The 13,802-nt window shown below is 62.9% G+C and carries 15 protein-coding genes; 4 read left to right on the top strand and 11 right to left on the bottom strand.

Annotated features, from left to right (window positions below; translation table 11 throughout):
* Nucleotides 1–15: 15 nt before the first annotated feature.
* The 3 genes from M2400_RS16910 to M2400_RS16900 all read right to left on the bottom strand — a co-directional run bounded on the left by M2400_RS16910 (nt 16) and on the right by M2400_RS16900 (nt 2,991).
* Entirely contained in the window at nt 16–1,431 is a 1,416-nt protein-coding gene (locus M2400_RS16910) for a TonB-dependent siderophore receptor (RefSeq protein WP_259197270.1), read from the bottom strand.
* Between the two features lie 74 nt (nt 1,432–1,505).
* On the bottom strand, nt 1,506–2,465 hold the full coding sequence (locus tag M2400_RS16905; RefSeq protein ID WP_177044016.1) for a FecR family protein: 960 nt from the start codon (nt 2,463–2,465) through the stop codon (nt 1,506–1,508).
* Nucleotides 2,466–2,469: 4 nt separating this feature from the next.
* Nucleotides 2,470–2,991 carry a sigma-70 family RNA polymerase sigma factor gene (locus M2400_RS16900; protein WP_177044015.1) on the bottom strand — a complete coding sequence of 174 codons (522 nt, stop codon included), beginning with the start codon at nt 2,989–2,991 and terminating at the stop codon, nt 2,470–2,472.
* Between the two features lie 153 nt (nt 2,992–3,144).
* Between M2400_RS16900 and M2400_RS16895 the strand changes: the two genes are divergently transcribed.
* The gene (locus M2400_RS16895; RefSeq protein WP_259197271.1) at nt 3,145–4,068 is read left to right on the top strand and encodes a LysR family transcriptional regulator; all 924 of its coding nucleotides are present in this window, start codon (nt 3,145–3,147) and stop codon (nt 4,066–4,068) included.
* Here the strand turns inward: M2400_RS16895 and M2400_RS16890 are convergent.
* Nucleotides 3,971–4,675 (bottom strand): TetR/AcrR family transcriptional regulator, encoded by a 705-nt coding sequence (locus tag M2400_RS16890; protein WP_259197272.1) that lies wholly within the window; start codon nt 4,673–4,675, stop codon nt 3,971–3,973. The genes M2400_RS16895 and M2400_RS16890 overlap by 98 nt on opposite strands.
* 124 nt (nt 4,676–4,799) lie before the next feature.
* Between M2400_RS16890 and M2400_RS16885 the strand changes: the two genes are divergently transcribed.
* The gene (locus tag M2400_RS16885) at nt 4,800–6,023 is read left to right on the top strand and encodes an MFS transporter (protein ID WP_177044012.1); all 1,224 of its coding nucleotides are present in this window, start codon (nt 4,800–4,802) and stop codon (nt 6,021–6,023) included.
* A gap of 23 nt (nt 6,024–6,046) precedes the next feature.
* Here M2400_RS16885 and M2400_RS16880 read toward each other — a convergent pair whose 3' ends face one another.
* The 6 genes from M2400_RS16880 to M2400_RS16855 all read right to left on the bottom strand — a co-directional run bounded on the left by M2400_RS16880 (nt 6,047) and on the right by M2400_RS16855 (nt 11,370).
* Nucleotides 6,047–6,343, bottom strand: a complete 297-nt coding sequence (locus M2400_RS16880) for a DUF3144 domain-containing protein (RefSeq protein WP_177115395.1) — start codon at nt 6,341–6,343, stop codon at nt 6,047–6,049.
* Between the two features lie 82 nt (nt 6,344–6,425).
* Nucleotides 6,426–7,718 carry a sorbosone dehydrogenase family protein gene (locus tag M2400_RS16875; protein WP_259197273.1) on the bottom strand — a complete coding sequence of 431 codons (1,293 nt, stop codon included), beginning with the start codon at nt 7,716–7,718 and terminating at the stop codon, nt 6,426–6,428.
* Entirely contained in the window at nt 7,715–8,143 is a 429-nt protein-coding gene (locus tag M2400_RS16870; protein WP_177121348.1) for a DUF2231 domain-containing protein, read from the bottom strand. Before M2400_RS16870 ends, M2400_RS16875 begins: the two co-directional genes overlap by 4 nt.
* 123 nt (nt 8,144–8,266) lie before the next feature.
* Complete coding sequence (gene proP, locus M2400_RS16865) at nt 8,267–9,769, bottom strand: glycine betaine/L-proline transporter ProP (protein ID WP_177044008.1); 1,503 nt, start codon at nt 9,767–9,769, stop codon at nt 8,267–8,269.
* 128 nt (nt 9,770–9,897) lie between these two features.
* Nucleotides 9,898–10,788, bottom strand: coding sequence for a bestrophin family protein (locus M2400_RS16860; RefSeq protein WP_259197274.1), 891 nt, complete (start codon nt 10,786–10,788; stop codon nt 9,898–9,900).
* Nucleotides 10,789–10,863: 75 nt separating this feature from the next.
* Entirely contained in the window at nt 10,864–11,370 is a 507-nt protein-coding gene (locus tag M2400_RS16855) for a GNAT family N-acetyltransferase (protein ID WP_259197275.1), read from the bottom strand.
* A 94-nt stretch (nt 11,371–11,464) separates the two neighbouring features.
* On the opposite strand from M2400_RS16855, the gene M2400_RS16850 reads away from it, so the two are divergent.
* Nucleotides 11,465–12,160: a class I SAM-dependent methyltransferase gene (locus M2400_RS16850; protein ID WP_259197276.1), complete on the top strand. Its 696-nt coding sequence runs from the start codon at nt 11,465–11,467 to the stop codon at nt 12,158–12,160.
* 3 nt (nt 12,161–12,163) lie between these two features.
* Here M2400_RS16850 and M2400_RS16845 read toward each other — a convergent pair whose 3' ends face one another.
* A complete protein-coding gene (locus M2400_RS16845; protein WP_259197277.1) occupies nt 12,164–13,030 on the bottom strand; it encodes an aldo/keto reductase family oxidoreductase in 867 nt (288 codons plus the stop codon).
* Nucleotides 13,031–13,101: 71 nt separating this feature from the next.
* On the opposite strand from M2400_RS16845, the gene M2400_RS16840 reads away from it, so the two are divergent.
* On the top strand, nt 13,102–13,758 hold the full coding sequence (locus M2400_RS16840) for a TetR/AcrR family transcriptional regulator (protein WP_259197278.1): 657 nt from the start codon (nt 13,102–13,104) through the stop codon (nt 13,756–13,758).
* Nucleotides 13,759–13,802: the final 44 nt, after the last annotated feature.

Below are 13,802 nucleotides of genomic sequence, written 5' to 3'. Positions count from 1 at the left end.
CTGCCAATCGCCGAACTACCATTTGCTTTCGATGTTGGTATCGCTGGCCAGGCCACGGGAGCGTTCGACGCGGTCGCTGTACTGGCGGCGCAGGATGCCAGTGTTTTGCGCGGTCGCGATGAAGGCCGGCGTGGCGTTCACTTGCAGGTACCGCCAGGTCACCTCCGACTGGTAATAACGCAGCTTGTTGCTGATGCGGGTGTGTTCGTCGAACCGGTGCTCGAACTCGTAGCCCAGCGCCGACATCTCGCCGTTCATTTCGTCGTAGTTCGGGTCGCCGATAAAGTCGTGGCGGCCGATCTGGAACTTGCCGTCGCCGACGCCTTTTACCAACTGGTAGGGCAGTGGCGCGGAGAAGCGGGTCTCGGTCTTCTGGTAGAACGACAACAGGGTCAGCGAGGTGTCGTCATCCGGGCGCCAGGTCAGGGCGGGAGCGACGTAGAGCTTGTCGTTGTCGATGTGGTCGGCGCTGGTGTCGCTCTTGCGGTCCAGCAGGGTCAGGCGGTAGCTCAAGGTCTCGCTGTCGCCCAGCGGGCCGGTGAAGTCGGCGGACAATTGCTTGCGGTTGTTTTGCCCGGCCTGCACGTTCACTTCGTGGTACGGCGTCTGGCTCGGGCGCTTGCTGACGGTGTTGATCAGCCCGCCCGGCGACAGTTGGCCGTAGAGCACCGAGGCCGCGCCGCGAATCACTTCGGCGCGCTCCAGGCCGTAGGGTTCCTGCACGCCGTCGTAGGAGTTGTTTTGCAGGCGCAGGCCGTCACGCAGGGAGCCGCCGGTGGCCGACTCGACGTCGAAACCACGGATGCGGAAGCGGTCCGAAGTGCGGTTGAAACTGGTGGGCTGGCTGGTGAAACCGGGCGTCAGGTCGAGGGTCTGGGACAAGGTTTCGGATTGGCGATCACGGATCTCGTCACTGGTGACCACCGACAGTGATTGCGGGGTTTCGATGATTGGCGTGTCGGTCTTGGTGGCGCTCAGGTTGCGGGTGGCCACGTAGCCTTTGACGTGTTCGGTGGAAGCCTCTTCGGTCAGCCCGGTGACGGCGGTGGGCGCCAGTTCGAGGGAGCCGGTGGTGTTGCTTACCGGCGCCAGCACAAAACCGTTGGCGCCTTGCACGGCCTGGAACCCACTGCCTTGCAGCAGCCGGGCAAAACCCTGGTTGACCGCGAACTCACCCTGCAACCCGGCGGTGCTCAAGCCCGCCACGCTGCGCGCGTCGAACAGCAATGCCACATGCGCCTGCTGGGCGAACAGGTTCAACGCCGGGCCCAGCGCACCGGGTGCAATGGCGTAGCGCTGTACCTCGCTCTGGGCCGCCGCCGGCGTGCTGATGCCCAGGCCCAGCAGGGCAAACGTCGCCAGGTTGATCGCCAGGGCAAGGGGCACAAAAGAACGCTTGGGGTGGCGCGAAACGCTGAAGTCCGACGGCATGGAAGAGGTTCCTGTGATGAGGTGCTTTCTTCCTTGACGGGGCGATTGCAAAAAGCGGAACCCGGCGCGCCGATTTATTTTTCGCGCTCGATCTTCAACCACAGCGGGCTGAACGAGCGCACCCGCACCGGGAACGCATCGCTGATCAATTGCAGCGCCCGCCGTGGCTCATCCAGCGGCAGTACCGCCGACACCCGCAGGTCGGCCAGTTGCTCGCGGTCGAATTGCAGGTGGCCGCCGTACTGGCGGGCGAGCTCGTCGAGCACTTCCGGGAGCGGGCGGTCCTGGACCACCAGTTGGTGGTACTGCCAGGCGTCGTTGGTCGCCCGTGTGTCGACATGGCCCAACCGCGTGACCGCCTGTGCAGTAATGCGCGCCTGCTCGCCGGCACTGACTTCGACGGCAGGATGGTGGTTGGCATCCTGGGCGGCGACCTTCGATTCAAGCATGGTCAGCAGCGTGCCGGGCGCCTCGCGCTTGACCGTGAAGCGGGTACCGAGGGCGCGCATTTGCCCGTCTTCAGTCACCACGATAAATGGCCGAGTGGCGTCATGGGCCACCTGCACGAGGATCTCCCCGCGCAGCAGTTTCACCTGGCGTTGCTGCGGGTTGAAGGTCAGGTCCACGGCGCTGTTGCCGCTGAGGATCAACTGCGAGCCGTCGTCCAGGTCGATACGCTGCCACTCGGCCGGTGCGGTGCGCTGGTCGGCCAGCAAATAACTTGGCGGATAGCTGCGCAGCAGCAATGCCAGGGGCAGGGCGAGCATCAACCCAAGCACCACTCTGCCGGCCGGGTTGCGCCGACGTTTCACCAGCGCCGCATCCAGCGCGGCATGCACCGGCGCGTGTTGCGGGCGCAGGGCCTGCAAGCGGCCGACGAAACCTTGCAGGCGCTCGATCGCGGCAGCATGGTGCGGGTCCTGGGCTTTCCATTGTTCGAACTGCAGGCGCTCGCGCTCGCTGAGGTTGCCGTCGTGCAGGCGCATCATCCAGCTGGCGGCCTGCTCGTCGAGGCTCTGTGAGGAATCAAGCATCGGCTCAAACATCCAGCGCGTGGTGACAGTGCACCAGGGCGTTCATCAGGTGTTTGCGCACCATGCGCTCGGAAATCCCCAGGCGGCTGGCGATTTCAGCCTGGCGCAGCCCTTCCAGGAAGTGCATCAGGAACGCCTGCCGGGCATTCAGCGCCAGGCCGTCAAGCACGAACGCAATCTGCTCCAGGGCTTCAAGGGTCAGCAGGATCTGTTCCGGCGATTGCTGGCAGCTTTCCAGCAGGTCGACGGTGAGCGCCAGTTCCCGCAGGTACGCGTCCTCGATCTGGCGGCGGCGGGCGCGGTCGATGATCAGGTGGCGTGCGGTGGTGGTGAGAAACGCCCGAGGCTCACGCATGCCGCCCAATGCATCGCGTGACGCGAGGATGCGCACGAAGGTGTCATGGGAAAGATCCGCCGCGTTTTGCGGGCAACCGAGCTTTTTGCGCAGCCAGCCGAACAACCAGCCATGGTGCTCGGCGTAGAGCATATGGACGGCCTGGTTCAAGGGAAGGTCGCTGGCGGACATGGCGGGAGTGTCTGCGGATAAGAATTATTCGCAAGATTAGCGGTGTGCATGGAATGAAAGCAAGCGTGGGGCGGGTGGCGCTGTATATTTATGCGGCCTGTGCTGATAAATAGCGCGGGAGCATCCTTAAGTCGATACCCGGTGTAATCAATCATGAAGCGCCATTTCGAAGATTTGCAGCTGGGCAGCATCGAGCTGTTCTGCCTCGCCGCCGAGGCCAGCAGCTTTACCGCCGCCGCCCAGGTGGCGGGCGTGACCCCGGCCGCGGTGAGCCGCAGCATCTCGCGGCTGGAAGAACGCCTGGGCTCGCGGCTGTTTGTGCGCACCACCCGCAGCATCCGCCTGACCGATGGCGGCCGGACGTTTTTCGAGCAATGCCGCCAGGCCCTGACGCAACTGGTGGAAGCCCAGCAGGAAATGATGGGCGCGCAATCGGTGCCGTCCGGGCTGTTGCGCATCAGCATCCCGACCACCTATGGCCATCACCGCATCCTGCCGCTGCTGCCGAAATTCCGCGCGCTGTACCCGCAAGTCACCGTGGATATCCACATCAGCAACCGCAACATCGATTTCGTCGCCGAAGGCTACGACCTGGCGATCCGCGTGCGTGCCCAGCCGGACTCGACGCTGATTGCGCGCTTGCTGGAAGACGCCAGGCTGGTGGTGGTCGCGACGCCAGCGTACCTGCAGCGCGCCGGCACGCCTCAGACCCTGGAGGATTTGCCGGCCCATGAATGCATCCAGTACGAACTACCGAGCAACGGGCGGCGTATTTCCTGGTTGTTCCAGGTCGATGGCAAGGAGCGGGAGTTTGCCGGCGAGGCCGGTTACAGCTGCTCCGACGATGTGCTCGGCGGCGTGACCCTGGCCAAGCATGGCGCCGGGCTGTTCCAGACTTACAAATTCATCGTCGAGGAAGAGTTGGCCAACGGCAGCCTGGTGGAGGTGTTGCAGCCTTACGGCGGGCGTTCGCGGCCGTTTACCCTGCTGTATCCCCACGGCCGCTACGTGCCCCATCGGGTGCGGGCGTTTGTCGACTTTCTGCTGGAGCATCGCGCCGAGTGGGCGGCGCTGTAGCGGCGGATAAATCCCAGGTCAGCATCAGTTGGCCGATGGCCGCGTCGATGGTGTTGGCGTGCACACCATCCCGGGCGAGGATCGACACGCCTTGCAGGAAACTGTCGTAGACCGTGGCCATGGCGCGGGCGTTGGTCTCGGCGGGTAACTGGCCCAGGCGGATGCCACGCTCCACGCAATGCACGATGCCCGCCCGGGTGCGCTCCCGGGAATGAGTCAGCCCGTGGGTCACTTGTACGTTCTCGGGGGAGGGCGCGCTCATCACGCCCAGGGCCACCATGCAGCCCTTGGGGTGGCCGTCTTCACACTGCATGCGCGCCGATTGGCGCAGCGCGGTCTCGATGGCCTGGCGTGGCGGCAGGCTGTCATCCCACAGGCATTCGGTGACCTGGGCGAAGGTCGCCAGGTAACGCTGCACGCACTCCTGGAACAGCGCGTCCTTGGAGCCGAACGCCGCATAGAAACTCGGCGCGGAGATGCCGCCACCCAATCCGGCTTTCAACTGGCTCAGGGACGTGGCGTCGTAACCGTGCTGCCAGAACAGGTGCATGGCCTGTTCCACGGCCTGGTCGCGGTCGAAGGTGCGGGGGCGGCCCATCTGTGCCATGGGGAAATCCTCTCGGGTGATGAGATAAATACTAGTCGATACATAAGTCGTTGACAACGCTGCGTAGGGCGCCCAACATTTATATCGATCGGTATTTAAGTCCTCTCGTTCAAGGAGTTTCCCTGTGACCCCCTCAACCACCTTATCGGCAGACGCCGTTCCCGACCGCTTGCCCATCGGCGCCTTGCTCGCCTTGGCCATGACCGGTTTTATCTGCATCGTCACCGAAACCCTGCCGGCGGGCCTGTTGCCGTTGATCAGCGACGGCCTGGGGATTTCAGCGTCCATGGCCGGGCAGATGGTGACCGCCTATGCGCTGGGCTCGGTGTTGGCGGTGATCCCGCTGACCATCGCCACCCGCGGCTGGCGGCGGCGCAATGTGCTGCTGCTGACCATCGTCGGTTTCCTGCTGTTCAACTCGATCACGGCGCTGTCCTCCCACTACGGGCTGACGCTGCTGGCGCGGTTCCTTGCCGGCATGGCGGCAGGGCTGGCGTGGAGTTTGTTGGCCGGGTATGCGCGGCGCATGGTGGCGCCGCAGCAACAGGGCAAGGCCTTGGCGCTGGCCATGGTTGGAACGCCGATTGCGCTGTCACTCGGGGTGCCGCTGGGGACCTGGATGGGCGGCCTGGTGGGCTGGCGCACCACCTTCGGCATCATGTCGGCGCTGACCCTGGTGCTGATCGTGTGGGTGCTGGTGAAGGTGCCGGACTACCCCGGCCAGTCGGCCCATCAGCGCATGCCATTGCGCAAGGTGCTGACCACGCCGGGCGTACGGCCGGTGCTCGCGGTGGTGATCGCCTGGATGCTCGCCCACAACATTCTCTACACCTACATCGCACCGTTCGTGGCCCCGGCGGGGTTGGTGGATCGGGTGGACCTGGTACTGCTGGTGTTTGGCGTGGCGGCACTGATGGGCATTTGGGTGACCGCCCGGTTGGTGGATGCGGCGTTGCGCAACACCGTATTGGTCAGCCTCGCGGGCTTTGCGGCGACGTGCCTGGCGTTCGGTTTTCTGGCGCAGGTGCCGGGGGTGATCTACCTCGGTGTGGCGGTGTGGGGCTTGAGTTTTGGTGGCGCGGCGACGTTGCTGCAAACGGCGCTGGCGGATGCGGCCGGGGACGGGGCCGATGTGGCGCTGTCGCTGAATGTGGTGGCGTGGAACAGCGCGATTGCCGGGAGCGGCGTGGTGGGTGGGGTGTTGCTCGATACCTGGGGTGTGGCTTCGTTCCCGTGGGCGATGTTGGTGTTGCTGGCGGTGGGGTTTGCGATTGTGTGGGCCGCTCGCAATCATGGCTTCAAACCGGGGCATCGGGCCCACGGCAAGCCTGCGGTTGCCGCCCACTGAATGGGGAGCGGCAACCTGCCTGCTCAACTGCTTTTTACGAGCATGTATTTGCTGAAATTATTGATGTGATCATCAAGATTGTCCTCAAGCATCATCCGGTACTGATCACAGAAATACTTCAGCATCGCCTCACGCGCCTGGGCCATTTCTTCGCCGGATTTAAAGCTGCGAGCACTGACCCAGGCATTGAAGCGGGTGGTGCCAAACATCATCGAGGCGCTGACTTTGCCCAGGTCGGCGAACGCCCTGAACTGTTCGTTTGACAGCTCGATGTGCGCATCCGCGCGATCGTAGAAGCCGTTGTCGGTGGTGTCTGGCATTGCGGTTACCTTCCTGTTCGTGAGTGCGGCGAAGGTACCGCCACGCTCCACGGGAAGGCAACCACGTTGGCAGATTCGTGCCTCATTTATTGCGCGTCACCCGCCACACGGTGTTGGCCAGGTCATCTGCAATGATCAGCGCGCCCCGTGGATCGACGGTCACTCCCACTGGCCGCCCGCGCGTCTTGCCGTCGTCACCCCGAAAGCCCGTGGCAAAGTCAAGCGGTTCACCGGACGGCCGCCCGTTGCTGAACGGCACGAAGATCACCTTGTAACCCACCGGATTGTCCCGGTTCCAACTGCCGTGCTCGCCCACGAACACGCCGTCGGCGAATTTCTCGCCCATGGCCGGGATGGAGAAGTCCACGCCCAGTGCCGCGACGTGAGAACCCAGGCTGTAATCCGGTTTGATCGCGGCGGCGACCTTGGCCGGGTTTTGCGGTTGGGCGCGGGTGTCGACGTTCTGGCCCCAGTAGCTGTACGGCCAGCCGTAGAACGCGCCTTCGCGCACCGAGGTCAGGTAATCCGGCACCAGGTCGGGGCCCAACTCATCCCGTTCGTTGACCACCGCCCACACCTGGCCGGAGCCCGGTTGAATGGTCAAGGCGGTGGGGTTGCGCAGGCCGGTGGCGTAAGGCTTGTGGGCGCCGGTGGCGGCGTCGATCTGCCAGACCATTGCCCGGTCGATCTCCACCTCCATGCCGCGCTCGGTGATGTTGCTGTTGGAGCCGATGCCGACATACAGCGAGCGGCCATCGGGGCTGATCGCCAGGGATTTGGTCCAGTGATGGTTGATCGCGGCGGGCAGGTCCGTGACGGTGGTGGGCGGGCCGCCGGCTTTGGTCTGGCCGTCTTGGTAGTCGAAGCGCACCAGCGCATCCTGGTTGGCCACGTACAGCTTGCCGTCGGCAAAGGCCAGGCCGTATGGCGCGTTGAGGTTGTCGGCGAACACGGTTTTCAGCTCGTAGGTGCCGTCACCGTCGGCGTCGCGCAGCAGCGTCAGGCGGTTGCCGCCCTTGACCTTGGTGTTGCCCTCGGCCTTGATCACGCTGGCGATCACGTCCTTGGGCTTGAGTTTCGCCGCACTGCCGCCGCGGCCTTCAGCGACGAGGATATCGCCATTGGGCAGCACCAGGGTCTGGCGCGGAATCCGCAGGTCGGTGGCGATGGCGGTGATGCTGTAACCCTCGGGCACTGTGGGTTTCTGTTCGCCCCAGGCCACCGGTTCGGCGATCTTCATGCTGGGCAACAGGCCGCGCTGGGGCTCCGGCAGCTTGGGATCGGGACCGCGGGCTTGGGTGCTGTCGGCTTCGCCACCGCAGGCGCTCAACAGCATCGCCATGCTCAACATTGTCAGTGTGCTGGAATGCTTCATTGGTCACCTCCCGAGCGCAGGTTGGTCAGCCCGACCCAGGTGGTCACGCAGGCCAGCAGGGTCACGATCGCGGACAGCACCAGGCCCGAAGGCATCACGGCCCAGGCATCTTTTGCGTGTTCAAAGGCGTTGACCAATCCCAGCGCCCAGGTGACCAGCAACAGCAGGAAGTACAGGGTAGGGCGCCCGGCCTTGCGCTCGGCCCGCAACAGGTTGACCAGCGCAAACAGCCACGCCAGCCCGCAGAACACCAGGCCGCCGGCGATCAGCCAGGCGGCGAAGTTGCTCCACTGGATCTGGAAGGTCTGGTAGTAGGCAATGTCACTCAGCAAGGCGCCGAGAAACAGCGGGACGGTACCGGCAAGCAAGGTCGCATGAAGCGGGCCAGGCGTGCAGCGGTGGGTGAGGGCGGGGGTGACGGTCACGGGCGGCTCCTTATCGTTGAGCGGCCCTGATGAGGTTTATCAGGGCCGCGCTGACTGCGCTTAAGGAAGGAGCCTGGCGCTTGCGCGTTAGTTCACCGTCTATTCGTTTCCAAATATGTTGCGTCAGTTGATACGTGGATGCTGCTGCACCAGGTTCTCGCGCTTGGCTTCCAATTCGGCGATTTGAGCGTCGATGTCTTCGATCTTCTGCTCGATATTGTCCTCATGCTCCTGCAGCAGCTCCTTGGCTTCCTCAAGGTCCGAAGCCGCCGGTGCCGCGCCGCGCAGGGGCTTGTTGGCGGTTTCTTTCATGGTGAGGCCGGTGAACAGGCCCAGCACGGCGAACACCATCAGGTAATAGGCCGGCATGTACAGGTTGTTGGTGGTCTCCACCAGCCAGGCCATGGCCGTCGGCGTGAGGCCGGCCACCAGGATCGAGATGTTGAAGGCACTGGCCAACGCGCTGTAGCGAATGTGCGTGGGGAACATTGCCGGCAGGGTGGAGGCCATCACGCCGATAAAGAAGTTGAGCACCACGGCAATGATCAGCAGCCCCGAGAAAATCAGCCCGAGCTTGCCGCTGTTGATCAGCATGAACGCCGGAATAGCCAGCAGGAACAGCGCGATGCTGCCAACGACAATGAAGGGTTTGCGCCCGATCTTGTCGCTGACAAAGCCAATCATCGGCTGTACGAACAACATGCCGACCATGATCGCGATGATGATCAACACGCCGTGGTTTTCGCTGTAGTGCAGGTTGTGGGACAGGTAACTCGGCATATAGGTGAGCAGCATGTAGTACGTGACGTTGGTCACCACCACCACGCCGACGCAGGTCATCAGGCTGCGCCAGTGCTTGGTGGCGACTTCCTTGAACGACACTTTCGGGCCGCCCGCCAGGCCTTCGCGATCGCCCTGTTCAAGTTGTTCCACATGCTGCTGGAAGGCCGGAGTCTCTTCCAGCGCATGACGCAAGTAGAGCCCGATCATGCCCAACGGCAGCGCGAGGAAGAACGGCAGGCGCCAGCCCCAGGACTGAAACGCCTCTTCGCCGATCACCGCAGAAATCAACACCACCACGCCCGCGCCGAGAACGAAGCCGGCGATGGAGCCGAAGTCCAGCCAACTGCCGAGGAAGCCGCGCTTGCGGTCCGGGGCGTATTCGGCGACGAAGATCGAGGCGCCGGTGTATTCGCCGCCTACCGAGAAACCTTGGGCCATCTTGGCCAGCAGCAACAGGATCGGCGCCCAGATGCCGATAGAGTCATATGAGGGGATCAGCCCGATGGCAAAGGTGCTCAGGGACATGATCACGATGGTCGCCGCCAAGACCTTTTGCCGGCCGTATTTGTCCCCCAGCCGGCCGAAGAACAAGCCGCCCAGCGGGCGAATCAGGAAGGGCACCGAGAAGGTCGCAAGCGCAGCGATCATCTGTACGCTGGGGGATGCCTCGGGGAAGAACACCTTGCCGAGCACATAGGCGACGAAGCCGTACACCCCAAAGTCGAACCATTCCATGGCGTTGCCCAGCGCCGCGGCGGTGATCGCCTTGCGCATCTTGGCGTCGTCAACAATGGTGATGTCATCCAATCCAATCGGATTGACGGTTTTCTTGCGTGATTTCATGGGAATACTCAACCGCAGGTCCATTTCGATGCCACTGTTTTGGTGGCATGCGCTTAATGGGTCAGATACATGCGGACACTGAATAATTCACCACTGGCCGGTTTTTTTTGTTATCGGCCCGGCAAGGATCAACTGATCCGCTCGCCACCCAGGGAATCCCGCTGCATCGACTGCAGGTTTTTTTCGATGGTTTCACAGAGCGCTTCCATCTGGATCTGGTGCTCGCTGTCACGAAACGGGCTTTGCAAATCGGTGCCGATACGTTCGATGGCCAGCAGCATGAAACCCACCACCGTGGAGGCCAGCGGGGTGAACCAGCCCAGGGATTCCACCAGGCCCACCGGCACGATCAGGCAGAACAGCGAGATGAACAGCCGTGGGAAATACACGTAAGGGTAGGGCAGCGGCGTATTGGCAATACGCTCCATGCCGCCCTGGCTGTTGGACAAGTCCACCAGGGTCGACTCCAGCCGCGCCAGGCGAATGCTGTCCAGGCGCCCGGCCTTGTATTCCTGGGCCAAAAGCGCCGCGGAGCCGTTGAGGATGTCGTTGGCAAAGTTATTGGTGGTGGTGCTGCGGGTGAACTCGGCGGCCGGCAGGAATGCGCGTATTTCCTCCGGGCACGGCTGGCCCCGCAGGTGCGCCGCGAGGCAGTTCACATAGGCCACATGACGGCGCAGCAAGGTCGCTTTTATCGGGTTGATCTCGTGGCCCGGGTCATCCAGCAACGTCAGGACCTGGCGGGCGAAGCTGCGGGAATTGTTGACCATCGCCCCCCACAACGTGCGCGCTTCCCACCAGCGGTTGTAGGCGCTGCTGTTGCGGAAACTGATCAGCACCACCAGGGCGGAGCCGAGCAAGGTCAGTGGCATCAGCGGCAGGTTGATCTTGCTGTTGAGGAACAGCATGAAGTCCACGGTGACGGCGATATCCCAGAGCAGCAGCCAGAACAGCGCCCAGCCCACATAGCCCATGGTCTTGATGATCAGGCGGTATTTTTTGATGATGGCAGCTTTCAAACGGAAACCTCGTGGCGAGCGGTAAGCATCAATGCCCTAGCTCGGACGGTGTTTACCGCGTAAAGGTTCGCGCCTTCAGGCCTGGATCTTCAGGACGAAGCGCTTTTCGCCAGGCGCCTGGTCGCCCGGTGCAGGCTGTTCAGCCACGAATCCGCAGCGCTGCAGCACTTTTTGGGAGCCCACGTTTTCCGGGAATACATACGCCACCAATTGCGTCAGCGCCCAGCGTGCCTGTGCCTGCTGGATCAGATGCTTGAGTGCCTGGGTGGCCAGGCCCTGGCCGCACGCACGCTCACCCACGCGATAACCGACTTCGGCAGAACCCTTCGGTGAGTCGATGCTTTTCAGGTTGGCGCGACCGACGATTTCGCCGCTGGCGTCTTCGATCACAAACGGGTGCCAGGCGCCGAGGGCGAAGTCGGCCAGGTAGGCCTGGATATGCTCGGCCACACCCTGCAGGGAGTAGAACGACGGAGCGCGGGCATCGATATGCGACTCGAACCACTCACGGTTCTGTGTTTCAAATGCCAGCAATGCTTCGGTGTCCGTACTGCTCAGCTCGCGAACCCTGAATGACGTCATCGATCACCTCTTCCATGCAATTGTGCGGTGAGCAAGCATACCCCATCAGTTATCCTGAACCGATCAGCCCCATCGCGGCAAAAAGGAACGGCAGTTGAACGAACACACATTGTCCCTGCGCCTGGAGCGCGTGGCAGCGCATGTGCCCGCTGGTGCGCATCTGGCGGATATTGGTTCCGATCACGGTTACTTGCCGGTGGCGTTGATGCGTCGCGGGGCGATCGTCGCAGCGGTGGCGGGGGAGGTGGCGTTGACGCCGTTCCGCGCGGCCGAGCGTACGGTGCGCGAAAATGAACTGGAGCAACACATCACCGTGCGCCTGGCCAGTGGCCTGGCGGCCATCGAACCGGGAGACGGGATCACCACGATCAGCATCTGCGGCATGGGCGGCGAGACCATCCGCGACATCCTCGACAACGGCAAGGCGCGTCTCAACGGCCAGCAGCGCCTGGTGCTGCAACCCAACGGCGGCGAGCAGCCCTTGCGCCAATGGCTGATGGAAAACGGTTACTCCATCGTCTGCGAGGAACTGCTGCGGGAGAACCGCTTCTTCTACGAAATCATCGTGGCCGAGCGCGCGGCGCCTGTGATCTACAGCGCCGAGGAACTGTACTTCGGCCCGCTGCAAATGCAGGCCCGCAGCCCGGAGTTCCTGCTCAAGTGGCAGCGCATCCTGCGCCACAAACAGCAAACCCTGAAGGACTTTGCCCAGGCGCGGCAGGCAGTGCCCGAGGACAAGGTGCATGAGGTCGCACAACAAGCCCGGTGGATTACCGAGCTGCTGGCGTGAGGGTCAGCCCGCGATGGTATTCAGCTCTGCCACAACCTCGTCCGAAAGCTGCAGTTCGCCCACCGCGATATTTTCACGCAAATGGGTGACCGAAGACGTTCCAGGAATCAGCAGGATATTGGGAGAACGACGCAGCAACCATGCCAGCGCCAATTGCATCGGTGTTACGCCAAGCCGCTGCGCAACGTTCGACAACACCGCCGACTGCACTGGTGAGAACCCGCCCAGGGGGAAGAACGGCACATAGGCAATGCCGTCCTGGGCCAGATCGTCGATCAGCGCGTTATCGTGTTGATGGGCGATGTTGTACAGGTTCTGCACACACACGAAACGCACGAGTTTTCGCGCCTCGGCCACCTGCGTGGGCGTGACGTTGCTGATGCCGATATGGCGTATCAGCCCCTGTTGTTGCAGCTCGGCAATGACACTCAGGGGCTCTTCGATCGAGCCTTCGGCAGTGCCCATCACGCCGTGCATGGCCCGCACGTTGACCACGTCCAGCACGTCCAGGCCCAGGTTGCGCAGGTTGTCATGCACGGCCTGGGTCAGCTCGGCCTTTGACGAGGCGTTGAGCCAGCCGCCATCGTCGCTTCGACGGGCGCCCACCTTGGTGACGAGGGTGAGGTCGTCTTTGTACGGATGCAGTGCCTCGCGAATAATCTGATTGGTGATATGCGGTCCGTAGAAATCGCTGGTGTCGATGTGGTTCACGCCGGATGCGACGGCCTCGCGCAGTACGGCCAGCGCCGCATCACGGTCCTTTGGCGGGCCAAATACCCCGGGGCCGGCCAGTTGCATGGCGCCATAACCTATGCGGTTGACGCTGCGATCGCCGAGAGTGAAGGTGCTGCGGTTTCCTGAGCGGGTCATGGCTGTGGCTCTTGCTTGACGGGAGGAAGCCTATAATATGAAGGATCCTTCAGGTTTAGAATTCGCATTCCATGAGCCCTCCCAAAGCCTCACTAAAGCCAAGAAAATCAGCGGTTCAGGCGCGGTCGGCGGCGACGGTCGACGCGCTGCACACGGCAACCCTTCAGGTTTTGACCGCCCAGGGCCTGGTGCGGTGCACCACGACCCGCGTGGCCGAGCGGGCGGGCATGTCGGTGGGCAGTCTGTATCAGTACTATCCAAACCGCGATGCACTCCTCGCGGCGGTGCTGGAAAAGCATCTGGTGCACGTGGCCGAGACCGTCGAGCAGGCGTGTGATCATCATCAGGGCACCACGGTGGCCGAAATGGCGTCGGGGTTTGTCACGGCTTTTCTGGCGGTGAAGCTCATGGACCCGACGGCGTCCAAAGCCCTCTATGCCATCTCGGGGGAGCGGGGCGGTGCAGAGCTTGTCGCGCGTATCGGCCAGCGGATGGTGACCGCCGTTGCGGCGATGCTGGCGACGGCATCGGATGCCCGTTTTGAAGACCCATCCTTGACCGCCGCCATCTCGATCAGCGCGGTGGTGGGCCCGGTGCGAGCCCTGCTGGAGGGCAATGCGACGCCGGCCTATGAGGCCGGCCTGGAACAGCAGGTGATTCGGCTGCTGCGGGCTTATCTTCAAACCTATCAGTCACTGTCAATTGACCGCCAAGGGGCGTCAAGCTAGCATGTGGCCATTATTTTGATATCACTTCTGATTCAGGGATTGAA

It is taken from the genome of Pseudomonas sp. BIGb0558 (genome assembly GCF_024807515.1).
GTDB lineage: Bacteria > Pseudomonadota > Gammaproteobacteria > Pseudomonadales > Pseudomonadaceae > Aquipseudomonas > Aquipseudomonas yamanorum_A.
Note: the sequence above shows the minus strand (reverse complement) of the source record. Positions and strands in the feature narration are given on the sequence as shown.